At 59.4% G+C, this 23377-nt stretch carries 22 protein-coding genes; 5 read left to right on the forward strand and 17 right to left on the reverse strand.

Annotation, left to right across the window (positions count from 1 at the left end; genetic code table 11):
• Positions 1 to 4 precede the first annotated feature (4 nt).
• From plsX to O8B93_RS13740, 3 genes are all read right to left on the reverse strand, one after another.
• Positions 5 to 1066, reverse strand: coding sequence for a phosphate acyltransferase PlsX (gene plsX / locus O8B93_RS13730; protein WP_006312806.1), 1062 nt, complete (start codon positions 1064 to 1066; stop codon positions 5 to 7).
• Positions 1067 to 1166: 100 nt separating this feature from the next.
• A complete protein-coding gene (locus O8B93_RS13735; protein ID WP_269710516.1) occupies positions 1167 to 1730 on the reverse strand; it encodes a YceD family protein in 564 nt (187 codons plus the stop codon).
• Positions 1731 to 1738: 8 nt separating this feature from the next.
• On the reverse strand, positions 1739 to 2278 hold the full coding sequence (locus O8B93_RS13740) for a ubiquinol-cytochrome C chaperone family protein (protein ID WP_269710517.1): 540 nt from the start codon (positions 2276 to 2278) through the stop codon (positions 1739 to 1741).
• A gap of 271 nt (positions 2279 to 2549) precedes the next feature.
• On the opposite strand from O8B93_RS13740, the gene O8B93_RS13745 reads away from it, so the two are divergent.
• Positions 2550 to 3080 (forward strand): outer membrane protein assembly factor BamE, encoded by a 531-nt coding sequence (locus O8B93_RS13745; protein ID WP_269710518.1) that lies wholly within the window; start codon positions 2550 to 2552, stop codon positions 3078 to 3080.
• Between the two features lie 74 nt (positions 3081 to 3154).
• Here the strand turns inward: O8B93_RS13745 and O8B93_RS13750 are convergent, their stop codons facing one another.
• The 13 genes from O8B93_RS13750 to O8B93_RS13810 all read right to left on the reverse strand — a co-directional run bounded on the left by O8B93_RS13750 (position 3155) and on the right by O8B93_RS13810 (position 16916).
• Positions 3155 to 5293 carry a sodium-translocating pyrophosphatase gene (locus O8B93_RS13750; protein ID WP_269710519.1) on the reverse strand — a complete coding sequence of 713 codons (2139 nt, stop codon included), beginning with the start codon at positions 5291 to 5293 and terminating at the stop codon, positions 3155 to 3157.
• Positions 5294 to 5514: 221 nt separating this feature from the next.
• Positions 5515 to 6738 carry an MFS transporter gene (locus O8B93_RS13755; RefSeq protein WP_269710520.1) on the reverse strand — a complete coding sequence of 408 codons (1224 nt, stop codon included), beginning with the start codon at positions 6736 to 6738 and terminating at the stop codon, positions 5515 to 5517.
• Positions 6739 to 6759: 21 nt separating this feature from the next.
• Entirely contained in the window at positions 6760 to 7257 is a 498-nt protein-coding gene (gene nusB / locus O8B93_RS13760; RefSeq protein WP_010971444.1) for a transcription antitermination factor NusB, read from the reverse strand.
• A gap of 4 nt (positions 7258 to 7261) precedes the next feature.
• On the reverse strand, positions 7262 to 7708 hold the full coding sequence (locus O8B93_RS13765; RefSeq protein WP_020809943.1) for a 6,7-dimethyl-8-ribityllumazine synthase: 447 nt from the start codon (positions 7706 to 7708) through the stop codon (positions 7262 to 7264).
• A 176-nt stretch (positions 7709 to 7884) separates the two neighbouring features.
• Complete coding sequence (locus O8B93_RS13770) at positions 7885 to 8517, reverse strand: LysE family translocator (protein ID WP_269710521.1); 633 nt, start codon at positions 8515 to 8517, stop codon at positions 7885 to 7887.
• Positions 8518 to 8811: 294 nt separating this feature from the next.
• Positions 8812 to 9423 carry a riboflavin synthase gene (locus tag O8B93_RS13775; RefSeq protein WP_269710522.1) on the reverse strand — a complete coding sequence of 204 codons (612 nt, stop codon included), beginning with the start codon at positions 9421 to 9423 and terminating at the stop codon, positions 8812 to 8814.
• A complete protein-coding gene (gene ribD / locus O8B93_RS13780) occupies positions 9423 to 10667 on the reverse strand; it encodes a bifunctional diaminohydroxyphosphoribosylaminopyrimidine deaminase/5-amino-6-(5-phosphoribosylamino)uracil reductase RibD (RefSeq protein ID WP_269710523.1) in 1245 nt (414 codons plus the stop codon). The genes O8B93_RS13775 and ribD overlap by 1 nt, the downstream gene beginning before the upstream one ends.
• A gap of 2 nt (positions 10668 to 10669) precedes the next feature.
• The gene (gene nrdR / locus O8B93_RS13785) at positions 10670 to 11149 is read right to left on the reverse strand and encodes a transcriptional regulator NrdR (protein WP_063951297.1); all 480 of its coding nucleotides are present in this window, start codon (positions 11147 to 11149) and stop codon (positions 10670 to 10672) included.
• A gap of 12 nt (positions 11150 to 11161) precedes the next feature.
• A complete protein-coding gene (gene glyA, locus O8B93_RS13790; protein ID WP_006312829.1) occupies positions 11162 to 12451 on the reverse strand; it encodes a serine hydroxymethyltransferase in 1290 nt (429 codons plus the stop codon).
• A gap of 352 nt (positions 12452 to 12803) precedes the next feature.
• Entirely contained in the window at positions 12804 to 14135 is a 1332-nt protein-coding gene (locus O8B93_RS13795; RefSeq protein ID WP_269710524.1) for a L,D-transpeptidase family protein, read from the reverse strand.
• A gap of 372 nt (positions 14136 to 14507) precedes the next feature.
• Complete coding sequence (ldtR, locus tag O8B93_RS13800; protein WP_169539083.1) at positions 14508 to 15017, reverse strand: transcriptional regulator LdtR; 510 nt, start codon at positions 15015 to 15017, stop codon at positions 14508 to 14510.
• A gap of 234 nt (positions 15018 to 15251) precedes the next feature.
• On the reverse strand, positions 15252 to 15689 hold the full coding sequence (locus O8B93_RS13805; RefSeq protein WP_006312832.1) for a DUF6163 family protein: 438 nt from the start codon (positions 15687 to 15689) through the stop codon (positions 15252 to 15254).
• 183 nt (positions 15690 to 15872) lie between these two features.
• Complete coding sequence (locus tag O8B93_RS13810) at positions 15873 to 16916, reverse strand: serine hydrolase domain-containing protein (RefSeq protein WP_269710525.1); 1044 nt, start codon at positions 16914 to 16916, stop codon at positions 15873 to 15875.
• A 164-nt stretch (positions 16917 to 17080) separates the two neighbouring features.
• On the opposite strand from O8B93_RS13810, the gene hemB reads away from it, so the two are divergent.
• From hemB to O8B93_RS13825, 3 genes are all read left to right on the forward strand, one after another.
• Positions 17081 to 18094 (forward strand): porphobilinogen synthase, encoded by a 1014-nt coding sequence (gene hemB / locus O8B93_RS13815; protein WP_269710526.1) that lies wholly within the window; start codon positions 17081 to 17083, stop codon positions 18092 to 18094.
• A gap of 97 nt (positions 18095 to 18191) precedes the next feature.
• Positions 18192 to 18650 (forward strand): RDD family protein, encoded by a 459-nt coding sequence (locus tag O8B93_RS13820; protein ID WP_269710527.1) that lies wholly within the window; start codon positions 18192 to 18194, stop codon positions 18648 to 18650.
• A gap of 177 nt (positions 18651 to 18827) precedes the next feature.
• The gene (locus tag O8B93_RS13825) at positions 18828 to 19586 is read left to right on the forward strand and encodes an arginyltransferase (protein ID WP_269710528.1); all 759 of its coding nucleotides are present in this window, start codon (positions 18828 to 18830) and stop codon (positions 19584 to 19586) included.
• A 92-nt stretch (positions 19587 to 19678) separates the two neighbouring features.
• Here the strand turns inward: O8B93_RS13825 and parC are convergent, their stop codons facing one another.
• Entirely contained in the window at positions 19679 to 21931 is a 2253-nt protein-coding gene (gene parC / locus O8B93_RS13830) for a DNA topoisomerase IV subunit A (RefSeq protein WP_269710529.1), read from the reverse strand.
• A gap of 229 nt (positions 21932 to 22160) precedes the next feature.
• Between parC and O8B93_RS13835 the strand changes: the two genes are divergently transcribed.
• Positions 22161 to 23351: a hypothetical protein gene (locus O8B93_RS13835; RefSeq protein WP_269710530.1), complete on the forward strand. Its 1191-nt coding sequence runs from the start codon at positions 22161 to 22163 to the stop codon at positions 23349 to 23351.
• Positions 23352 to 23377: the final 26 nt, after the last annotated feature.

The following is a 23377-nucleotide window of genomic DNA, read 5'->3' on the forward strand; positions in this document are numbered from 1 at the left end:
TCTCTTATTCCTCGTCAGCCACGAGAGCTTCGGGCGCCGGGGGCGGAAGCCGTCTTGCGTGGTAAATCTTCAGATCATTTTCTATCTTGGCCGTCAGGCCGTTGTGGACCATGTCGTAGCCGACATCGACGGCGGAGGCAAAACCGATGGCATCCGTACCGCCATGGCTCTTGATGACGATGCCGTTGAGGCCGAGAAACACACCGCCATTGACCTTGCGCGGGTCCATCTTTTCCCTGAGCACATCGAAGGCGCTTTTTGCCAGGATATAACCGATCTTGGCAAAGAAGCTGCGGGAGATCGCCTCGCGCAAAAGCGTCGTGATCTGGCGGGCCGTGCCTTCGGCGGCTTTCAGCGCGATGTTGCCGGTGAAACCTTCCGTCACCACAACATCCACGGTGCCCTTGCCGATATCGTCGCCTTCAACGAAACCGCGATAATCGATGGTGCCGAGGTCGGCCTCGCGAATGAGACGCCCGGCCTCACGCACCTCTTCCTGACCCTTGACCTCCTCGACGCCGACATTGAGCAGGCCGACGGTCGGACGGTCGATATCGAAAAGTGCGCGCGCCATGGCGCCGCCCATCAGGGCGAAATCGAGAAGCTGCTGGGAATCGGCGCCGATGGTGGCGCCAACATCGAGAACGATGCTTTCGCCCTTCAGCGTCGGCCAGATGCCGGCAATCGCCGGGCGTTCCACCCGCGCCATGGTGCGCAAACAGAATTTGGCCATGGCCATCAGCGCACCGGTATTGCCGGCGGAAACCGCGACATCCGCCTCGCCGAGCTTCACCGCCTCGATGGCGCGCCACATGCTGGAGACGTAGCGGCCGCGACGAAGCGCCTGGCTCGGCTTTTCGTCCATGCTGACCGAGACTTCACAATCGTGAAAGACCGACTTTTCCCGAAGGGCGGGATATTGTGCCAGAATGGGGTCGCATTTGCTCTTCTGCCCATAGAGCAGAAAAGTTACATCGTTGTGCCGTTCAAGCGCCTTGGCGGCACCGGGTATGGCAACATCTGGGCCGAAATCGCCACCCATGACGTCAATTGCAATTCTGATCACTCGTCCCTTATCCTTCTTGCCGCCACTCAAGCGGATTTCGCGCGAAAATACCTTTTCCGGCTCTTGTTACAATAAAATTATTTCAGCCCGGCTGGGCCATTCAGTCTTTTTTCCAATCTTTCAACACGGCAAAGGGCGATGGCGGCTTGTCATCGTCGGTCTCTTTTTCAGCCTTTTCGGCAAATTCCACGTCCGGCTTGCGCGGATAAGGGTCGATGGCAAGGGCCGCAAATTCGGCAACCACGGCACCGACATCGATGCTGTCGCCGGTAAACTGGTCGGGAATGTCAGGGCCATCGGGATCGAGTACGATCTCGCCTTCTTCATTCGTCACCATCCTCGCCAGCTTCGATCCTTCCGGCACGAAAATATGTTCCACGGTCTCATCGATCTTGCTCGAAACCGGTTCCAGCGTGACGACGCAGGATTGAGTGACCGCCGCATGCACCTCGCCCTTGATCTTGATGCCATCCCTCTTCCAGCGGGTAACCTGCAGCTCCGCCTTCAGATATTCGACGGAGACCACATCCCAGAATTTCGCCAGCGCCTTCAGCTCCTCGGCACTGGCTGCGAGACCAATCCTGACCGGATTGGCGGAAATATGGCCTACCTTGACGGGATAGGAAAAAGGCAGGTCGTCATTTGCGGCGTGTCGCGCGTTCATCGTGAACCTCATTGTCCAGGCAAGGGCAGCGTCAGGCTTCCGGTTGCTATCGTCTCTTCGGACTGGGCGGCAAGGGCATCGGATGTTTCCATCATCCAGCCCGCCAGCCCCTCCATCTCGGGAGCCTCGTCGTCTACCTGCGGATATATATTGCGCCGGAGCGCTGCGGCAAGAGCGGTACGGTCGGTTGCATCCAGTGCCGCCGCATAGGATTCGAGCCGCCCATAGAACATGCCGGCGAATTTCTTCATGCGTTTCGGCACACCCTGGTCGCCTATCCCCAATTCGCGGATGGAGTGATCGATATCCTGGAAAAAGGCATCGACGATCTCCTGGGCGATCTCCTGCCCGCTGACACCTGATGATTTGGTGCGGCGGAAATAGAGAATCATGATCACCGAGAGCATCTCGAAACGGCCCATGACGGTATCGGGAACGCCTAGATCGAGATAAAAAGCGGGCGTGCGCGCGGCCGCCGTCAAGATCGCATATTGCCGGTCGACTATGGCGCGGTTGTTGTTTTTGTGTCTGAACAGCCCGAATATCATCGTTTTTTTTCCGAAGGGGACGGGTGAATGCGCTTACCGCCCATCGCACTTGTTGCATGATCGTCAAAGCTGGTTTACCGAAGCATCCACGAATTGCAATGCTGTCACGGTCACGTTCGTCTTTTGGCTGAAACAGTCGAAGAGAACCGGAGGAGTTCCAAAAGGCCGGGAAAGCATTGAATTTGGGGGGTGATCGGGATTTTCCGTCCCCGGATTGACACAATCATGTGCACAGACACTGTGCACCACGCAATGCCGGAAGGTGCCATTCATGATCGCAGTCGGGGAAAAGCAGTTGAGCAAGCAGAAATCCGCAAGTCACGGCAAAATTCTGAGCAAAACCGCCATCGCAATCGTGCTCGCATCCGGCCTGCTTTCCGCCTGCACCAGCACGACAGATGTGTTCCATAACGGCTATGTCATGGACGATCAGTCGCTGCAGCTGATCCCGGAAGGCTCGAGCCGTGAGCAGGTTCTCCTGACCATGGGCACGCCCTCCACCACGGCGACTTTCGGTAACGAGGTGTTCTATTACATCTCGCAGAAGCGCGTGCGCCGCGCGGCCTTCCTGAAGCCGTCGCTGGTCGAGCAGAACATTCTCGCGATCTACTTCAACAAGGATGGCGTCATCGAGCGCAAGGCCAATTATACGCTGCAGGACGGCAAGGTCTTCGACTCGATTTCGCGCACCACGCCGACCGGCGGCAAGGACCTCACCTTCCTGCAACAGCTGCTCTCCGGGGGCACCTCGGGCGCCAATATCGCCAAGAGCATTCTCGGCCAGGGCGGCAATACACCCTGACCGCGACAGGAACGGAAAACTCAAAGGCCCGGGGATCGCTCCCCGGGCCTTTTCATTTGTCGGAACCGTAGCCTTTAGTGGGCGAGAACCGCCAGCAGCAGCAGCGCGACGATATTGGTGATCTTGATGGCAGGGTTGACGGCTGGACCTGCGGTATCCTTGTAGGGATCGCCGACAGTGTCGCCCGTTACCGATGCCTTGTGCGCCTCGGAACCCTTGACGTGGCGCACGCCATCCTTGTCGACGAAGCCATCTTCGAAGCTCTTCTTGGCATTGTCCCAGGCGCCACCACCCGATGTCATGGAAATTGCCACGAACAGCCCGTTGATGATGACACCCAGCAGGGATGCACCCAGCGCGGCAAAAGCGGATGCCTTGGAGCCGGAGATCAGCAGCACACCGAAATAAACCACCAGCGGCGCCAGAACGGGCAGAAGCGACGGGATGACCATTTCCCTGATCGCCGCCTTGGTCAAAAGGTCCACGGCCTTGCCGTAGTCCGGCTTTTCCGTGCCGGCCATGATGCCGGGTTTTTCGCGGAACTGGCGACGGACTTCCTCAACGATGGCGCTTGCCGCCTTGCCCACCGCCGTCATGGCGATGCCGCCGAAGAGATAGGGGATGAGACCGCCAAACAGCAGGCCGGCAACCACGTAAGGGTTGGCGAGGCTGAAGGAGATTTCTCCAATGTCCTTGAAGTAAGGATAGGTATCGCCATTGGCGGCGAAATAGGACAGGTCGTTGGCATAGGCCGCAAACAGCACCAATGCGCCGAGACCGGCCGAACCGATGGCGTAACCCTTGGTCACCGCCTTGGTGGTGTTGCCAACGGCGTCCAGCGCGTCGGTCGCCTTGCGAACGTCTGGATCAAGGCCGGCCATTTCGGCGATGCCGCCGGCATTGTCCGTGACCGGCCCGAAAGCGTCGAGCGCGACGATCATGCCCGCCAAGCCGAGCATGGCGGTAACGGCGATGCCGGTGCCGAACAGGCCGCCAAGCTGATAGGTTCCGATGATACCGCCGACGATGACGATGGCCGGCAGCGCCGTCGATTCCAGCGACACCGCAAGCCCCTGGATGACGTTGGTCCCGTGGCCGGTGACCGATGCCTGGGCGATGGAGTTGACCGGCCGCTTGTTGGTGCCGGTATAATATTCGGTGATGACGACGATCAGCGCCGTCACGACGAGGCCGACCAATCCGCAGAAGAAGAGTTTGGTGCCGGTGATCTCCATGCCGGCCACCGTGCCGATCGTTCCCCAGCCAACCGTGGCATAGGTTGCCACGGCAAGGCCGACGACGGAAAAGATGCCGGTGGCAATGAGCCCCTTATAGAGGGCACCCATGATGGAGTTGTTGGTGCCGAGCTTCACGAAGAAGGTACCGGCAATCGAGGTCAGGATGCAGGCGCCGCAGATCGCCAGCGGATAGACCATGGCGCTTTCCAGTATCGGCGTTCCGGCAAAAAAGATCGCGGCGAGAACCATGGTCGCGACGACAGAGACGGCATAGGTCTCGAACAGGTCTGCCGCCATGCCGGCGCAGTCACCGACATTGTCGCCGACATTGTCGGCGATGGTTGCCGGGTTGCGCGGATCATCCTCGGGAATTCCTGCTTCCACCTTGCCGACGAGATCGCCGCCGACATCGGCGCCCTTGGTGAAGATGCCGCCGCCGAGACGGGCGAATATGGAAATCAGCGAGGCGCCGAAGCCGAGCGACACCAGCGCATCGATCACCTCACGCGAGCCGGGCGCGTGGCCCATCACCGCGGTGAGGATGTAATAATAGATCGAGACGCCGAGCAGCGCGAGGCCCGCCACCAGCATGCCGGTGATGGCGCCCGACTTGAAGGCAATATCGAGACCGGCGGAAAGGCTGTGCGAGGCGGCCTGCGCGGTGCGCAGATTGGCGCGCACGGAGACATGCATGCCGACAAAGCCGGCGACACCGGACAGAACCGCGCCGATGATGAAACCGATAGCCGCCATGGAGGACAAGAGATACCAGGCCAGAATGGCGACGATCAGTCCGACGATGGCGATGGTGAGATATTGACGGGTGAGATAAGCTTGTGCGCCTTCACGGATATAACCTGCTATTTCACGCATACGCTCGTTGCCCTGATCGGCATCGAGAACACTCTTGGTCGCCCATACCGCGTAAACCACGGACAGGATACCGCATAAAATCACTATGGGTATTACGGTCATGCGCACTTACCTCCCAAAAAGCCGGGTCTCACTCCCTCCCCGGCGTGGCGAAACCTTGTGCAAGGACAGGGGCGATGGCTCGCACTCCAGGTCCTGTCGTGGCCATTTGTTCCCCTCCCAAGGAAAAACGACCTGCGCGGCAAGATTGCGTTGGCGAAAGGTGCGGCGTCAAGCCCACAAATTTGCCTGAAACATGAAAGGGGTAGAGAACGAGCGCGACCCTACGCGGCGTTTTTGCGCTGCCTCAGCAGAAGCGACAGGACGAGCAGCAGGCAAAGGCCCGCAACCGGCCAGATGACGAGGTTCATCACCGACCAGCCCCAGGCCGTAAACACCTTGCCGGACGAGAAAGAGGAGAGCGCCACCGTGCCGAACAGCACGATATCGTGGAAGCCCTGCACCTTGTCCGCCTCATGCGGGCGATAACTTGACGTAATGATGGCGGTTGCGCCGATGAAACCGAAATTCCAGCCAAGCCCGAGAAGAACGAGCGCCGCCCAGAAATTCCACAGTTCTATGCCCATATGGGCGACGACGGCGCAGGCCATCAGCACGATGAGGCCAGCCGCCACGATTTTTTCCGCGCCGAATCGGGAAATCAGCATGCCGGTGAAGAAGCTCGGGGCGAACATGGCCAGAACGTGCCACTGGATGCCGAGCGTGGCGAGTTCGGTTGGGAAACCACAGCCGACCACCATGGCAAGCGGCGCACCGGTCATCATGAAGGTCATCAAGGCGTAAGAGCCTATACCGCAGATCATGCCGGTAACGAAACGCTGGGTGCGGACGATTTCCGAAAGCGGTCTCACCGCCTCCGTATGGATGGACGCGGCCTTCGGGTCCGGCAATTTCAGGAACGCCAGAATGGCGATCGAAACGAGACCGAGCGGCACCAGCGCGATGAATGCGCCGGCAAAAGTGACCGGCGCAAGCAGGTCCTTGCCGAGAATCGCCAGTTGTGGCCCGACAATGGCGGAGATGATGCCGCCCGCCAGAATCCACGAGATTGCCTTAGGCTTGTAAAAGGACGGCGATGCATCGGCCGCCGCAAAGCGGATTTTCTGCGTGAAGCCGCCGGAAATGCCGATCAGCAGCAGACCGACGGCAAACAGCCAGAAATCCGAGCGGAAGAGCGCGACGGCGGCGATGCCACCGCCGATAGAGCACATCAGCGCGCCGACCATGAAGCCGGCCTTACGGCCAAGGAAACGGGATGCGGCCGCAACGCAGATCGCACCAAGCGCCACGCCGATATTGAAGCCGGTAAGCGGCGCAGTTGCCAGTGACTTGTCGGCGCCGAGCAGTTGATAACCCGCGAGCGCGCCGACCGAAAAGCTTAAAGGTGCAGCCGATCCCATGATCGCCTGCGCCATGGTGAGGAGGAAGACGTTGCGCTTTGCCTCGTCCAGTTGAACCTCTAGTCCGGGGACGGAAACCACGCTCATCTCTTCCTCACCTGCCTGTTATTAGCGCTTTGCCTCGCCGCGTACCTGCTTGGCGATGCGGTCAAGCACCGCGTTCACCAGCTTGGGCTCGTCATGTTCGAAGAAAGCGCGGGCGATTTCGACATATTCGGTGACGATGACGGCAACCGGCACGTCCTTGCGCTCGAGAATCTCGAAGGTGCCGGCACGCAGGATAGCACGCACGGTGGCGTCGAGACGCGACAGCGGCCAGTCTTCCAGAAGGGCGGAGCGCACCAGCGGGTCGATCTTCGTCTGGTCGCGCACGACGCCAGAGACGATCGAACGGAACCACGAAGGATCGGCCTTCAGATAGGTATCGCCATCGACTTCCTGGCCGAGACGGTGCGCCTCATATTCGGCGACGACTTCCATCACGCCGGTTCCGCCGACATCCATCTGGTACAGCGCCTGCACGGCCGCAAGACGGGCCGCGCCACGCTGGTTGGCGGGCTTTACCGAAGGCTGGCGCGGTTCACCGCCGTTTTCAACATCCGACATGCGTTCAGCCACCCAGTTTCTTTTTCAGCTCGATCATGGTAAGCGCCGCGCGGGCGGCAAAACCGCCCTTGTCCTTGTCGGAGCGGCGCACGCGCGCCCAGGCCTGCTCGTCGTTTTCGACGGTGAGGATGCCATTGCCGATCGGCAGCGATTCGCTGACGGCGAGATCCATCAGGGCGCGGGAGGATTCGTTGGAGACGATATCGAAGTGATAGGTCTCGCCGCGAATGACCATGCCGAGCGCAACGAAACCGTCATATTCGGTGCCGTCATTGTCGGCGCCATCGAGCGCCATGGCGATGGCGGCGGGGATTTCCAGCGCGCCGGGAACGGTGATGACGTCATAGGTGGCGCCGGCCTCATCGAGCGCGAACTTCGCGCCTTCGAGAAGGGCATCCGCCATATCGTCATAAAAACGTGCTTCCACGATAAGAAGATGGGGTTTGGACATGTGAGGGTTCCTGGGGGATTTTCCCGAAAAGCTTTACGCCGGATCATACCGGTATTTGCGGCGGTCAAACCACGGCTGGCCGTTTTTGGCAAGTATTTTCATGCATTGCCCGCGCAAGATGACCCGTTTGCACCGGCTGCTGCAAGGCTTAATGTCTGTGCGGCAAGGCTGAAAAATCAGCTTTTCTGGAAAGCCAGATGCACGCCAAGCCCCATCAGCACCGTTCCGGCGGCACGCCGGGCCAGAGCCTGCACGGCGCTCGACCGCTTCAGACGCCCGACCATGGCGCCCGCCAGAAGCACGCCGACGAGATCGGCGGAAGAGAAGATGAAATTGACGGCAATACCGAGGATCAGGAACTGCAGCCAGACGGGAAAGGCGGCCGCCGGATCGACGAATTGCGGTAGGAAGGCCAGAAAGAACAGCGCGGTCTTAGGGTTGAGCACATCAACGATGATGCTGTCGATGAAGGCGCGGCGGGCCGATTTCGGCTCGATGGTCAGATTGACCGCCTCGCCCTCCATGTTGCTGCGCAGCATCGAGAAACCGAGCCAGATGAGATAAAGCGCGCCGCAGAGCTTTACTGCAAGGTAAAGCCACGGCACTGCCTGAAACAATACCGAGAGGCCCGCAGCCGCCGCGAAAATGTGAAAATAGCAGCCGACATGGATGCCCAGCACCGCCATCAACCCGGCAAACCGGCCACGCGCCATGGTCTGAGCGGCCGCGTAAAGCATGGCCGGGCCGGGAATATAGGCAAACAGGGCAGTCGTGATGAAAAAGGCTGTCAGCAGTTCAAAAGACGGCATGATGTATGTTCCCTACCCAGTTTCGCTACCAGTCGATTTCAAACGACCGGACGATATCTGTATAACCTTCCACGTTCGACCGGAAGTGTGGCGGCGACCGACACCAATAGGATCAAACTCGCTGCTCCTCCTCCGTCATGCCGGACTTGATCCGGCATCCAGCCGACGCGCGTCTGCGCGGCGAGAAGAGTCCTTTCAGCCCAAGGACTTGGGCTGGCTGGATTCCGGCTCAAGGCCGGAATGACGGGAGAAGGAAAAGTCCGCGAACACAATAAAGCGCCGAGCCTCCTCAGCTTACGCCGCCGGAAACTCCGCAAGCCTTGCGGCATAACGGGCCATCGTATCGACCTCGAAATTGACGAAATCACCCTGATGGCGTTCACCCCAGGTGGTGACCGCAAGCGTGTGACGGATCAGCAGAACGTCGAAATCGGTGCCTTCAACGGCATTGACGGTGAGCGAGGTGCCATCGAGCGCCACGGAGCCCTTGGGGGCAACGAATTTCGCCAGATGCTCCGGCGCGCGCAGGCGAATTCGCACCGCCTCACCTTCCGGCTCGACCGACAGGATTTCCGCCCTGCCATCGACATGGCCGGAGACGATGTGGCCGCCGAGTTCGTCGCCGATCTTGAGCGCCCGCTCCAGATTGACATGCGTGCCCTTCTGCCATCCGGAAATGGTCGTCAGACGCAGCGCCTCTTCCCATGCCTCGACCTCGTACCAGCGTTCATTGCTGCCATTATCAGGCAGCTTTGTCACCGTCAGGCACACGCCGCCATGGGAGATCGACGCGCCCATGTCGATGGTCTTCGGATCGTAATTGGTCGCCACGCGCAGGCGAACACCCTCCGGCAGCGGTTCCAGCTCGGAAACGGTTCCAACGTCGGTGACAATTCCGGTAAACATCAAATCGGCCTTTCATAATCGAAGCAGCGATCCGGCCCATAGGCTGTCTCGCTGACAAGAGCGTAGTCGCCCGTGATATCGGCACGGCGAAGCGGCGTTTCAATGCCGCCCTTACCGATCACGACAGGGCTTTCGAACAGCATGATACGGTCCACCAGCCCGGCTTCAAGGAATGATTTTGCGGCAAAGGCGCCGCCTTCGACCAGAAGTTCCGACATACCGCTTTCTGCGAGGATGTGGAGGAGGTTTTCGAGGGTTGTAGTTTCGAGGATCTGGACGCCGGCGTCGGTCAGGAGTTGGCGGCGGTGGTTGAGGTTACCCCCCTCTGCCCTGCCGGGCATCTCCCCCTCAAGGGGGGAGATCGATGGGGCACTGTCTTGCCCAACATCAACGGCTGGAGAATGAGAAACGGGTTCAAAATTTGAGCGAGCGGACAGCCCCTCGCCGATCTCCCCCCTTGAGGGGGAGATGCCCGGCAGGGCAGAGGGGGGTAAAGCCGCAACCACCACCGGAACTTCACGCGCGCTCCGCACAAGCTTCGACGCCAGCGGCAACTCAAACTGCCGATCCAGCACGATACGCACCGGCGAGCGGTTCTCCATACCGGCAATGCGCACCGTCAATTCCGGATCATCCGCAATCGCGGTGCGAATGCCGACAAGAATTCCATCGCAGCGTGCCCGCAGTTCATGGACAGCACGACGCGACTCCGCACCGGTAATCGCCACCTGCCCCTCGCCTTCCCTGCCAATCATGCCATCAGCGGAAACAGCAAGCTTCAGAATCACATGCGGGCGTTTTTTCATCTGGCGCGTGAGGTATCCGGCAAGCGCCCGCTTGCCCTCGGCGCGCAGCAGGCCGGTTTCCACGACGATGCCCGCATCACGCAAAATCGTATAACCACGGCCGGAAACACGCTCATCCGGATCATCCACCGCCACCACGACACGGGCGACGCCGTATTCCACCAGAGCATTGGCGCAGGGCGGGGTTTTGCCCCAGTGGGAACAGGGTTCAAGAGTGACATAGGCGGTCGCGCCACGCGCCGCCTCGCCGGCGATTTCCAGCGCTTGCCGTTCGGCATGCGGCCGGCCGCCGATGGCCGTTACCGCTTCGGCAATGATGTGTCCGTCCTTGACGAGAACGCAGCCGACCGAGGGGTTGGTCAGCGTCTGGCCCTGGTGGCGAAGCGAAACCTCGATGGCACGCGCCATGAACCTTTCGTCATCGGCACGGATCGTCACGGTTAGACTCCACCATCCGTATCACGGGCGATCTTGGCGTTGATTTCGGCAATCACGTTTTCGAAATCCTCGGCATGGCTGAAATCGCGATAGACCGAGGCATAACGCACGAAGGCCACGTCATCGAGGCTCTTCAGCGCTTCCAGAACCTGCAGCCCGATTTCTTCCGAGGGAATTTCCGTCTCGCCGGAGCTTTCGAGACGACGGGCAATGCCGGAAACGGCCCGCTCGATCCGGTCGCGGTCAACCGGGCGCTTGCGCAGCGCGATCTCGAAGGATCGCACCAGCTTTTCCCGGTCGAAGGGCAGCTTGCGGCCGCTTTTCTTGATGACCATCAGCTCGCGCAGTTGCACGCGCTCATAGGTCGTGAAGCGGCCGCCGCAATCCGGGCAGATGCGCCGCCGACGGATGGAGGTGTTGTCCTCCGCCGGACGCGAGTCCTTGACCTGTGTGTCTTCGGAACCGCAAAAGGGGCAGCGCATCGTCTTTTTTCCTTACATGTACGGGTACATCGGGAAACGGTCGGTCAGGCCGACGACCTTTTCACGCACGGCGGCCTCGACGGAGGCATTGCCTTCATCCGAATTGGCAACCTTCAAGCCGTCGAGAACCTCGACGATCAGCTTGCCGATTTCGCGGAATTCCGCTTCCTTGAAACCGCGCGTCGTACCGGCCGGCGTGCCGAGACGGACACCAGAGGTGACGAAGGGCTTTTCCGGGTCGAAAGGAATGCCGTTCTTGTTGCAGGTGATGTAAGCGCGGCCGAGGGCTGCTTCCGCACGCTTGCCTGTCGCGTTCTTCTTGCGAAGGTCGACCAGCATCAAGTGGTTGTCGGTGCCGCCGGAGACGACATCCAGACCACCTTCGATCAGGGTTTCGGCCAGCGCCTTGGCGTTCTTCACGACCTGCGCGGCATAGTCCTTGAATTCCGGCTGCAACGCTTCACCGAAGGCAACGGCCTTGGCGGCGATGACGTGCATCAGCGGGCCGCCCTGCAGGCCGGGGAATACGGCCGAATTGAACTTCTTGGCCAGATCCTCGTCATTGGTGAGGATCATGCCGCCGCGCGGGCCGCGCAGCGACTTGTGGGTCGTCGTCGTTGCGACGTGGCAATGCGGGAACGGCGACGGGTGCTGGCCACCGGCAACGAGACCGGCGATGTGGGCCATGTCGACCATCAGGTAAGCGCCGACTTCATCGGCGATCTCGCGGAAACGCTTCCAGTCCCAGACCCGCGAATAGGCGGTGCCACCGGCGAGGATCAGCTTCGGCCGGGTTTCCTTGGCCTTGCGCTCCACTTCGTCCATGTCGAGCAGGTTGTCGCCTTCGCGCACGCCGTAGGACACGACGTTGAACCATTTGCCGGACATGTTGACCGGCGAACCATGCGTCAGGTGACCGCCCGAGTTCAGGTCGAGACCCATGAAGGTATCGCCCGGCTGCAGGAGCGCGAGGAACACGGCCTGGTTCATCTGCGAACCGGAATTCGGCTGAACGTTGGCAAAGTTGACGCCGAACAGCTTCTTGGCGCGCTCGATGGCGAGTTCTTCAGCGATGTCGACGAACTGGCAGCCGCCGTAATAACGCTTGCCGGGATAACCCTCGGCATATTTGTTGGTCATGATCGAACCCTGCGCTTCAAGCACAGCGCGGGAAACGATGTTTTCCGAGGCGATCAGTTCGATCTCGTGGCGCTGGCGACCCAGTTCCTTCTCGATCGCGCCGAAAATATCCGGATCGACTTCGGCAAGCGGACGGGAGAAGAAAGCATCTGTGTTCGACATGGTGAAGGCTCCTGAAACAGTAATGCGATGGCGTCTTAGCGCCCTGCCCGAACAAGAGCAATACGGGCAGCGAGATTTGCCCGTCAAACTGCGACGTTGCGGCGAAAAGTGACAGATGTTTTTATGAAAAGCAGGATACGACGGAAAATAAAGGCGGCGCTTCGATGATGCGCGGCCAAGCCACACACTCGCGTCATCCTCGGGCTTGTCCCGAGGATCTGCAACGCTTCTATTTTACGATAGGTGATTAGATCCTCGGGACAAGCCCGAGGATGACGGCGGAGGGACTGGCTGGCTTTCCAGCGATCACCTCTCCCCTCGCCCACAATTCCACGCTGACGGCTAAGCCCTATCAGTTGCGCGGCAGCAAATCGTCGTCCACCGCACCTGCCGGCTGCTCCATGCCCGCGGTGGTGTTGAGCGCCAGTTCGGCATTGCCGTCCTTGCCGTAGATATCGTCGCGGAACTGAACCACGCCGTCCTTCGCTGACCATGCGGTGATGTAGACGAAATAAACGGGCACTTCCTGCGCGAGCTTGATCGGCGTGTTGACGCGCGATGCGATGACGCGTTCCATTTCCTGGCGTGACCAGCCGGGCGTGTCACGCAGCAACCAGGACGTCAGGTCGCGTACGTTCTGCACGCGCACGCAACCGGACGATTCAAAACGCATCAGCTTGTTGAACAGGCCCTGCTGCGGCGTGTCGTGCATATATTCGTTGTTCGGATTGTGGAAGTTGATCTTCGTCGAGGACATGGCGTTGATCTTGCCGGGGTCCTGACGGAACATCAGGTTCGGAGCCTTCGGCGCGAACCAGTCGACCGTGGTCGGCGAGACTTCCTGCCCCTTGCCGTCGATGAGGCGGATGTTGTTCCGCTCCAGATAGGTCGGGTCCTTCTGCATCAGCGGCACGATGTCCTTTTCGACGATCGAACGCGGCGCGGTCCAGTAAGGATTGAGGATAACCTCGTAGATCTTGGAATTGATGACGTGGGTCGGGCGGCTGGCGCGGCCGACAACGGCGGTGTTGCGCAGCACGACGCGTTCGTTTTCAACGGCCTCGATGGCGGCGGCCGGGATATTCACCATCAGGTGACGCTGGCCGAGATCTCCGGACATGGACTGGATGCGCACGAGGTTGGTCTGCAGCTGCGCGAGACGAATCTGCGCGGAAACATTGAGCGCCTTGGTGGTATATTCGCCGCTGACGCCGTCAGCCGGAAGCCCGTGACGCGCCTGGAAACGCTTCAGCGCGCCATCGACATAGGAATCAAAGGCGCTGGAAATGCCGGCTTCACGCGGCAGGTCGCCCGATACCATCAGTCGCTGGCGCAGCGCCTGCACGGAAGGATCGGAGACGCCGATCTGGAGACGCTGCTGGCTGGCGGGCACATCCGGCCAGCCGCCGTTCTGAACGATCTGCTGATATTGCATGATCGCCTGCTGCATGTAGACAGGGGCTTCCCGTCCGAGAACCGGATTGTTGGAAACGACGCCGACGGCCGAACGCGAGGTATTGGCGTCGAACTGGTCATCCCAGTTACCGCGGCGCGAAGAGCCCATGAGATCGTTGAGCGCATCCTGCGCAAGGGCCGGCGCGGCAAGCGCGGCAACACCAACGGAAACGGCCGAACGCAGAAGCGTGCGGCGCGATACGGGATCGGAAACGGATTTCTTTGTCATTCTACCTACCAGCCACTCTCTTCGGCATTCTGAACAATGCCTAAATCAATATGATTAACAAACACGTACAACGTGCCTGCCGGCCGGTAATACCCGATATGCAAGATCAGGGCGCTGGTGTCTGGCAATATAATCGGCACTTGCCGCAACAACAGGAGGAACAGCCGGCTCCTTAGTCTTGCGCGTCCCATATCAATATGGCCGATTCGTGTCACTGCCCTCTTCTCACGAAGCTGTGTTTCCCTGAAAAACAGGGCGAAGGCCTGACGGATGGCCGGGCTTGACAGGGAAAAACGCGCGGCGGTACCGCGCAGAATCCGCAAGCCGGGGGCAAAGGATGCCCCCGGCCTAAACAGTGAAACCGTCGCGGAATTACAGGCGGTAAGCGATCGAGTCGTTCCAGAAGCGATCAAGGCGCTGCAGCAGCTTGTTCATTTCGGAGAACTCACCGGTGCCGATGCCGCCGACCTTTTCGATCGAGCCGACGTGGCGTTCATAAAGGCGGGCAACCGTTTCGGCGATTGCCTGGCCCTCTTCGGTCAGGCTGATGCGGACCGAGCGGCGGTCGACACGCGAGCGCTGGTGGTTGATGAGACCGAGGTCGACCAGCTTCTTGACGTTATAGGAGACGTTCGAGCCGAGGTAATAACCGCGGGAACGAAGTTCGCCGGCCGTCAGTTCGGAATTGCCGATGTTGAACAGCAGGAGAGCCTGAACGGCGTTGACGTCATCGCGACCCTGACGGTCGAACTCGTCCTTGATGACATCGAGGAGGCGGCGGTGGAGGCGTTCCACCAGGTGCAGCGACTCCATGTAGAGCGAACGGATGGTATCTTCGTGTGCGTCGGCAACAACGGCCTGCGGCTTAACTTTGCTATTGATCATGACTGCCTCACTGTTTTGTTTGGCGGTGTGTTTGTTTGTCTCCCGCCTTGAGTGAGAACCTAATCAATGCGCATAAAATTCTACTTAAAAGCTACGATTAACAAATAGTTACCTGCATTTTCCCAAAGGCGCCGAACTTGTGGCGAAGCGGGAATGCGCTGAGCGCGAACATTATAAATCAATGACTTAACCGAAAAAACCGGCCTGAAAACAGGCCGAATTGCTTTATTCTTATGGTAAATCAATTCTTGCGCGCTCTTCATTTTGGCGGTGATCCAGCCAGAAAGCGACCAGGAATAGTATATAAATGGTTGCCACGAGACCGTGCATGACGGGCACGAGCGTGTTGGCACCGAAGATATGCGGCCATACCTTATACATGGCGATCTGCGTGCCGGCGCCCATGACCCACATGACCGCCCCCCAGGAGGCGCCGAGCCACAGACCAAGGGCCGCGACCGGGAAAATAACCGCGAGCGCACTGCCCGCCACACGCCAGGGCAGGTTCAGCATATCGAAGCGCCCATGACCGCCAAGCGAATAGCCCGTCAGCATCGCCCAATATTGCAGGCCGAACCAGAAACAGGACACCGCCACCAGTCTCATGAAGACCAGAAACAGGATTTCCGTCAGCGGGCGTTTCGGCAGAGGTTGAGAATCAGGTTCCATGGCCGGAAGATAAGGTCTCGACGGGCGGGCGACCAGTCCATATTGAATCCCGCCGCGTGCCTTGTCAAAACATCATCATCAGCCAGGCCGGCAAACCCGCCGAAATCATACAAAGCTGCCCAAATGGTTGCACCGCACGCCGGCACGTTTTGGCGATATGGGCACCGCGCAGGCGGCCCCTTCTTAAATAGCCAAGGCAAGAGCCAGAAGGAGGCGATAAGGAAGACTGCGAGGCACCATTTGGTTTATGGTTCCGGCAATATAGAGATCACGATCCGGTACATAAAAGAGCATTGTGCCGAAGGCGCCGGAATGTCCGATCATCGCCGGGACTGAAAAGAAGGGCGACTGCCAGCGTGGAATGCTGAACCGCATGACACCCACACCGTAAGAAAGAGGAACCCACAGTGAAAAAATCGAGTGCCACCGTGCCGTCATCCTCGCCAAGCATGCCTTGGGAAACAGCTCTCCTGTCACGAAAGCGCGAAGAAAGCGGATCTGGTCCGAGATAGTCGATACGATGGCGCCTTCGGCCGTAAAAGAGGACAAGGCCTTGGGCGTATATAAACGCCTGTCTCGATACATGACCGCCGTGACCTCACAGAAGCGGTTGAGGGTCGCTGCCGTAAAAAGCCAAGTATCCTTCAACGCCAGCGGCTCAAGCAGACGCTCACGCAGCGCATCTTCGTAACTGCGACCGCACAGAACTTCGATGATGCGTCCCAAAAGCATATAGTTGGTGTCGCTGTAGAATGCCTTTCCCGGCGTGGAGGGAGCAAAATGTCCCTTCATGGACCGGCAGATCGACAGAAGTTCATCTAAGCTCCAGCCCCTGTCTGCCTGCAGAAGATCGGCAAGGACAATGCGTCCATCCGGTTGCGTCTCTTCGAAATAGTCCGGAATGCCCGATGTGTGGGCCAGAAGGTCACCGATCGTGACCTTCGATCCGAAATCATATCCCTTGTAAATATTGAGACCACACATCACCTCCCATCCGAGCACATCAGCAGCGCGGGTATCCAGTGAAAGCACGTGCTCTTCACATAACTGCATGATCAGAGCCGTGGTGAACAATTTGGTAATGCTGGCGATGAAGTAGGGCTGTCGCTCTACGCCGCATCGCCAGGAGAAACCAGTAGATGGTTGCTCGATTGCCAGGGAAAGCCCGGTTATGCCGGGCGCGTTGGCAAACCGCGTCACGATCCGTTCAAGTTTGGGTTTTTGCATCTATCGTCCCGCTGGGCCAAGCTCGTTTCCGCCATCATCGAGAGCTGATTTATCCCGGCCAAGAGGCATTGTGACCCAACACCATTGCAGGAAAATTGCCGCATTCGCATCGCGCCTCCTCTGTGTTATGCAGCTTGCGAAATTTGATCGAAGGACATTCTGACATGCAGGACAAAACGCATCTGGTCGACGAGATCACCGGCCATCGCCGCATGCGGCGCAATCGCAAGGCGGATTGGACGCGCCGTCTGGTTCAGGAAAATCGCCTGACCGTTGATGATCTCATCTGGCCGGTCTTCATCGTGCCGGGTAGCAATATTATCGAGCCCATTCCGGCCATGCCCGGCGTCAACCGCATGAGCGTTGACCGGCTGGTGGAAGCGGCCAAGGAAGCCGCTGATCTCGGCATTCCCGCAATCGCGACATTCCCGAATATCGAGATGGAGCTGCGCGACGAGACCGGCTCGAATGCTCTCGAGGCCAATAATCTCATCAACCAGGCGACGATCGCCGTTAAAAAAGCCGTTCCCAATATCGGCATGATCACCGATGTCGCGCTCGACCCTTTCACCAGCCATGGCCATGACGGCATTCTGCGGGGCGACGAGATCGTCAATGACGAAACGGTAGAGCAGGTCGTCAGGGCCGCTATCCTGCAGGCGGAAGCCGGTTCGGACATTATTTCCCCCTCGGAGATGATGGATGGCCGTATCGGCGCCATCCGTCGCGGTCTCGATGCCGCCGGGCACCAGAATGTCGGCATCATGGCCTATGCGACGAAATTCTCTTCCGGCTATTACGGCCCCTATCGCGAAGCGATCTCCACTGCCGGTCTGCTGAAGGGCGACAAGAACAGCTATTACATCAGCCCCGCCAACGGCATGGAGGCGATCCGCGATGCGGCGCTTGACGTCGAGGAAGGTGCCGACATGCTGATGGTCAAACCCGGCCTGCCCTATCTCGATATCTGCTGGCGGCTGAAGGAAAATTTCGGGCTGCCGACCTTCGCGTATCAGGTGTCAGGCGAATATACCCAGATCAAGGCCGCGGCCATGAATGGCTGGATCGACGGCGAGCGTGTGATGATGGAAACGCTTCTCTGTTTCAAGCGTGCGGGTTGCGACGGTATTCTTACCTATTTCGCCATAGAGGCTGCACGCAAACTGGCAAAGGGCTGAGCCCGACGCTTATTGTATTCGGTCGTTTTCTTCCCATATTGTCTGCTGACACGGCAAATATGCCGCGCTGTCAGATCCCCTCAGGAGAAAACGACCGATGAGCCTCGACCAGAACCCCACCTATGCCGCACCGGATGACTGGCGCGCCTATAGCGGCGTCCTGAGCCGGCGCGTCTTCGCGTTCCTGATCGATTACGCGATCGTTCTGCTTCTGTGCATCCCGGCCGCGGTCGTCGTGTTTTTTCTCGGCGTAATTACCTTCGGCCTTGGCTGGTTTCTCTACCCGGCGCTTTTCGTCATCGTCGCGGTGCTTTATTTCGGTGTTTCGCTCGGCGGCCCCTCGCAGGCCACACCCGGCATGCGGGCGATGGGCATCGCAATGGCGCGCATGGACGGACGGCGAATCGATTTCCTGCTGGCGACCGTGCACATCGTGCTGTTCTGGGTCATCAACTCGGTTTTGACGCCGCTGATACTGCTCGCAGGCCTGTTTACCGAGCGCTCGCGCCTCGTTCACGACTTCCTGCTCGGCACCGTCATGGTCAGAACACGCTGATATCGCAGAATGCCACGAAAACGTGGCTTTTAAAGGCGGTAAATACCTCATCCCGCAGTTGACGTTTTCCGTCATTTTGCCATTCTGTGACATTATGCTTGTCGCTTGAAGCGCCGCCGCCAACCCCGTGAAATCGCGGCGCGCTTTATAACAGACGCAGGAGGCGATCACGGTTCGATGAACACGCAGGCGACGCCCTCTCCTCAATTCTATCTTACGGCGCCGGCCACCTGCCCCTATCTGCCGAACCAGATGGAGCGGAAGGTCTTCACCCATCTGGTCGGCCCGCGCGCCTCGGAAATGAACGATCTTCTGACGCAGGGCGGTTTCAGACGCTCGCAGAACATCGCCTATCGCCCGGCCTGCGAAACCTGCCGCGCCTGTGTTTCCGTGCGCATCCTGACCGAACAGTTCCAACCGACGAAATCGATGCGGCGCGTTCTTGCCGCCAACCGAGATGTCGTAGCGACTGTTCACGCTGCCGAACCCTCCACCGAACAATTCGCCCTGTTTCGCCGCTACCTCGACAACCGCCACCAGTCCGGCGGCATGTCCGACATGTCGGCGCTGGACTATGCGATCATGGTGGAAGACACACATGTGAACACCCGCATCATCGAATATCGCGTGCGCGAGCCCGGCTCCGGGATCGATTCCAGCAAACGCGGCGAGCTTCTGGCCGTGGCGCTCAGCGACGTGATGAGCGACGGCCTGTCGATGGTCTATTCCTTCTTCAATCCCGCGCTGGAAAAGCGTTCGCTCGGCACCTTCATGATCATTGATCACATCACCCGCACCCGCGCGCTCGGCTTGCCGCATGTCTATCTCGGCTATTGGGTCGATGGTTCGGAAAAGATGGGCTACAAGACCCGCTACCATCCGCAGGAGCATCTGACGCCGCGCGGATGGGAGGTTTATGTGCCGGAAGAAGAATGAGTTGTCGTTGAAAACCCAGCACGAATGCTGGGCTGATATAAGCAGCGCAGGAAAGGCGTCCCGGCTTTGCCCCCGGGAACGCTGTTCAAATATCACCCGCCAAACTTCCCGCTACGTGGAAAACCCTTCGGCACGGTGCGGCCAACGGTAGCGCGGTCGGCCAGCCATTCGCGCAGTTCCTCGCCGACCTTGTTGAACAGGCGCCCGGCCGTGTCCGACCAGCTGAGACCCTCGGCGAGCGCGAAACATTTCACGTCGATGACGCCGCCATCCTTGTAGCGTTGCAGGCGCACGCCCTTGCCGCGCGACATTTCCGGCACCTGCGACAGCGGGAAGGCCAAAAGCTTGCGGTTTTCGCCGACAACGGCGACATGGTCGCCCGTCACTGGCACGGCAAGCTTGGCTTCGTCAGGCATGGAGACGTTCATGATCTGCTTGCCCTTGCGGGTATTAGCAATCATTTCGCTTTCTGCGACGATGAAGCCGTTGCCCGCAGTCGAGACCAGCAACAGCTTGCGCGACGGGTCGTGAACGAACGCAGTCAGGATGTCCTGATCGTTTTCCATATCAACCATGATACGGATCGGCTCGCCATGGCCGCGCCCACCCGGCAGCTTGTCGGAGCCAAGCGTATAGGCCTTGCCGCCTGTCGTCAGCAGCAAGAGCTTGTCAGTCGTCTGCGCCGGGAAGGCAAGCTTCGGGCCGTCGCCTTCCTTGAAGGTCAGGGTCGACGTATCGGACATGTGGCCCTTCAACGCCCTGATCCAGCCCTTCTGCGAGATGACGATGGTGACCGGTTCTTTCTCGATCATCGCCTGCTGGATGGCCTCGATATCGGCATCCGGCGCATCCGCGAACTGCGTGCGACGGCGGCCGATCTCGGTTGCCTTGGCATATTTCTTTTTGACCTCGCCGATTTCCCAGGCGACGGTCTGCCACTGCTTGTCGTCGGAGGCGAGCAGACCTTCGATTTCGGCCTTCTCGCTGCTGAGTTCATCGAACTCCTTGCGGATTTCGAATTCCTCGAGCTTGCGCAGATTGCGCAGCCGCATGTTGAGGATGGCTTCGGCCTGGTTGTCGGTGAGTGACCACTTGGCCATCATCACCTGTTTCGGCTCGTCCTCCTCGCGGATGATGCGGATTACCTCATCCAGATTGAGATAGGCGACCAGCAGGCCACCCAGAATCTCGAGCCTGCGATCGATGGCGGCCAGACGGTGGCGGGAGCGGCGGACCAGCACGTCCTTGCGGTGCGCCAGCCATTCGCTCAGCACCTCGTTCAGCGCCATGACCTTCGGCACCTTGCCAAGCGACAGCACGTTCATATTGAGCGGCAGGCGGCTTTCGAGGTCGGACAGGCGGAACAGCGATTCCATCAGGAGCGTCGCATCGACGGTGCGGTTCTTCGGCACCAGCACGATGCGCACGTCTTCGGCGGATTCGTCGCGAACATCTTCCAGCAGCGGCAGCTTGCGGGCGAGCAGAAGCTCGGCGATCTTTTCGATCAGCCGCGATTTCTGCACCTGGAAGGGAATTTCGGTGATGACGATCTGGTAACCGCCGCGACCGAGATCTTCCGTTTCCCATTTGGCACGCACGCGGAAACCGCCGCGGCCGGTCTTGTAGGCATCGAGAATATTCTCGCGGCTTTCGATGATCACGCCACCCGTGGGCAGATCGGGGCCGGGAATGAACTCCACCAGCTTTTCGACCGTCGCATCGGGATGCTTGATGAGATACAGCGCCGCATCGCAAAGTTCGTGGGCATTGTGCGGCGGGATCGATGTCGCCATGCCCACGGCAATGCCAGAGGCACCATTGGCCAGAAGATTCGGGAAAGCACCCGGCAGGACCACCGGTTCCTCGTCTTCTTCATTATAGGTGGCGCGGAAATCCACCGCGTCCTCGCCGATGCCTTCCAGCAGCAGCGCCGCCACATCGGTCATGCGCGCTTCGGTGTAACGATAGGCGGCAGCGCCGTCGCCATCGATGTTGCCGAAATTGCCCTGCCCGTCGACGATCGGATAACGCTGCGAGAAATCCTGCGCGAGACGCACCAGCGCATCATAGACCGACTGGTCGCCATGCGGGTGGAACTTACCGATGACGTCACCGACGATACGGGCGCATTTCTTGAAGGCCGAGTTGGGACGAATGCCCATTTCGCTCATGGCGTGAATGATGCGGCGGTGCACCGGCTTCAGGCCGTCGCGCACATCCGGCAGCGCACGATGCATGATCGTGGACAAGGCGTAAGCGAGGTAGCGCTCTTCAAGCGCCGCCTTCAAATCGACCGGATGAATATTATCGTCTCCGCCGGACGGAGGTACCAGATCTTTTCCCATGGTGCTTGACTAGCGGAAATGCCGATAACCGGCAAGAAATTCAGGGGGCGCAGCTGTGGATGAAAGCAACCCTTTCATGCGATTTTTTGTTAACCGCGTTGCAAATGCCGCAATGCCGCCGTCATGGGAATCGATCTAAATCCTATAGACCTTTGAATAATCGCGAATATAAGTATCACCATTCGAATTCGGACACGGCACACAGCCGCACGTTGAGGGAAGAAACATCATGAGACTGAAATCCACCCGGCAAGTTCTTTTCGCGAGTGCCGCGCTTCTTACGCTTTCGGCGCCGGCCTTCGCGCTGGATGGCGGGGACGTGCTGAAGAAGATCAATGCAGCCTATGCCGCCCAGGGCGGCGAGATCACTGCCGGCTCCGTCGCCGTCAACGGCTCCACGGTGACCCTGAACAGCGTGACCTTCAACGCTGCCGCCGATCCGGCCAAGAAAATCCCGGTCGGCAACATCACGCTTGAAGGCGTCGAGGAAAACAACGGCGGTTACAAGATCAAGAACGCCCGCTTCGACAATATCGACTACAAGCAGGAAAAGGTAGAGATCAAGGCAAGCGACATCTACATGTCCGGCCTCGTCATTCCGGCCGATGCAACCACGGGCACCGTGGATTCGCTGATGTTCTATGATGAAGCGCATAGCGGTCCGGTTTCCGTTTCCGTCGACGGCAAGCCGGCTTTCTCGCTTGAGGAAACCAGCGCGACGATGTCGGTCAGCGATGACAAGAACTCGATCGGTTTCGAACTCGACGCATCCGGCTTCAAGGCCGATCTCAGCGAAGTCACCGATCCGGCGACCAAGGATGCCATTGAAAAGCTGAAGCTGCAGGCGCTTTCCGGCGACATGACCATGAGCGGCAGCTGGGAAGTGGCCTCCGGTACTGTTGATGTTGAGGAATACGCCATCGACCTCGATGACGTCGGCCGTCTCAACATGTCCTTTGGTTTCTCCGGCTACACGCTCGACTTCATCAAGTCGATGCAGGAGACGGTGAAGGCGCAGGCTGCCAACCCGAACAAGGAACAGGCGGACCAGGCGGCAAGCCTTGCCATGCTCGGCCTGATGCAGCAGCTATCCTTCGTGAATGCCGAAATCAGCTTCGAAGACGCCAGCATCACCAAGCGCGCCATCGACTATGCGGCAAGCCAGCAGGGCATGACGGGCGACCAGCTTGCCCAGACCATCAAGGGCATGGCCCCGATCATGATGGCCTCGCTCAATGTTCCGGAGTTGCAGAACATGGTGTCAACGGCCATCAACGCCTACATCGACAATCCGAAGAACTTCTCGATCACGGCAGAACCGGAAAAGCCGGTTCCGTTCCCGATGATCATGGGCGCTGCGATGGGTGCGCCGAACACCCTGCCGAAAATGCTCGGTGTCACGGTGACGGCAAACGAATAGAACCAAAAAGCCCCGGTCATGCCGGG

The sequence above is a fragment of the Martinezella rhizogenes genome, from assembly GCF_027460065.1.
Classification (GTDB): Bacteria; Pseudomonadota; Alphaproteobacteria; order Rhizobiales; family Rhizobiaceae; genus Agrobacterium; species Agrobacterium rhizogenes_C.

Excerpts from the sequence above, each read along its gene's own strand:
- parC (WP_269710529.1), bottom strand. The coding sequence starts at position 21,931 with ATGGGAAAAGATCTGGTACCTCCGTCCGGCGGAGACGATAATATTCAT.
- nrdR (WP_063951297.1), bottom strand. The coding sequence starts at position 11,149 with ATGCGCTGCCCCTTTTGCGGTTCCGAAGACACACAGGTCAAGGACTCG.
- O8B93_RS13820 (WP_269710527.1), top strand. The coding sequence starts at position 18,192 with ATGAGCCTCGACCAGAACCCCACCTATGCCGCACCGGATGACTGGCGC.
- O8B93_RS13795 (WP_269710524.1), bottom strand. The coding sequence starts at position 14,135 with ATGACAAAGAAATCCGTTTCCGATCCCGTATCGCGCCGCACGCTTCTG.
- O8B93_RS13740 (WP_269710517.1), bottom strand. The coding sequence starts at position 2,278 with ATGATATTCGGGCTGTTCAGACACAAAAACAACAACCGCGCCATAGTC.
- O8B93_RS13825 (WP_269710528.1), top strand. The coding sequence starts at position 18,828 with ATGAACACGCAGGCGACGCCCTCTCCTCAATTCTATCTTACGGCGCCG.
- O8B93_RS13755 (WP_269710520.1), bottom strand. The coding sequence starts at position 6,738 with ATGAGCGTGGTTTCCGTCCCCGGACTAGAGGTTCAACTGGACGAGGCA.
- O8B93_RS13770 (WP_269710521.1), bottom strand. The coding sequence starts at position 8,517 with ATGCCGTCTTTTGAACTGCTGACAGCCTTTTTCATCACGACTGCCCTG.
- O8B93_RS13750 (WP_269710519.1), bottom strand. The coding sequence starts at position 5,293 with ATGACCGTAATACCCATAGTGATTTTATGCGGTATCCTGTCCGTGGTT.
- O8B93_RS13805 (WP_006312832.1), bottom strand. The coding sequence starts at position 15,689 with ATGGAACCTGATTCTCAACCTCTGCCGAAACGCCCGCTGACGGAAATC.
- hemB (WP_269710526.1), top strand. The coding sequence starts at position 17,081 with ATGCAGGACAAAACGCATCTGGTCGACGAGATCACCGGCCATCGCCGC.
- O8B93_RS13775 (WP_269710522.1), bottom strand. The coding sequence starts at position 9,423 with ATGTTTACCGGAATTGTCACCGACGTTGGAACCGTTTCCGAGCTGGAA.
- glyA (WP_006312829.1), bottom strand. The coding sequence starts at position 12,451 with ATGTCGAACACAGATGCTTTCTTCTCCCGTCCGCTTGCCGAAGTCGAT.
- O8B93_RS13745 (WP_269710518.1), top strand. The coding sequence starts at position 2,550 with ATGATCGCAGTCGGGGAAAAGCAGTTGAGCAAGCAGAAATCCGCAAGT.
- O8B93_RS13765 (WP_020809943.1), bottom strand. The coding sequence starts at position 7,708 with ATGTCCAAACCCCATCTTCTTATCGTGGAAGCACGTTTTTATGACGAT.
- O8B93_RS13810 (WP_269710525.1), bottom strand. The coding sequence starts at position 16,916 with ATGCAAAAACCCAAACTTGAACGGATCGTGACGCGGTTTGCCAACGCG.
- nusB (WP_010971444.1), bottom strand. The coding sequence starts at position 7,257 with ATGTCGGATGTTGAAAACGGCGGTGAACCGCGCCAGCCTTCGGTAAAG.
- O8B93_RS13835 (WP_269710530.1), top strand. The coding sequence starts at position 22,161 with ATGAGACTGAAATCCACCCGGCAAGTTCTTTTCGCGAGTGCCGCGCTT.
- O8B93_RS13735 (WP_269710516.1), bottom strand. The coding sequence starts at position 1,730 with ATGAACGCGCGACACGCCGCAAATGACGACCTGCCTTTTTCCTATCCC.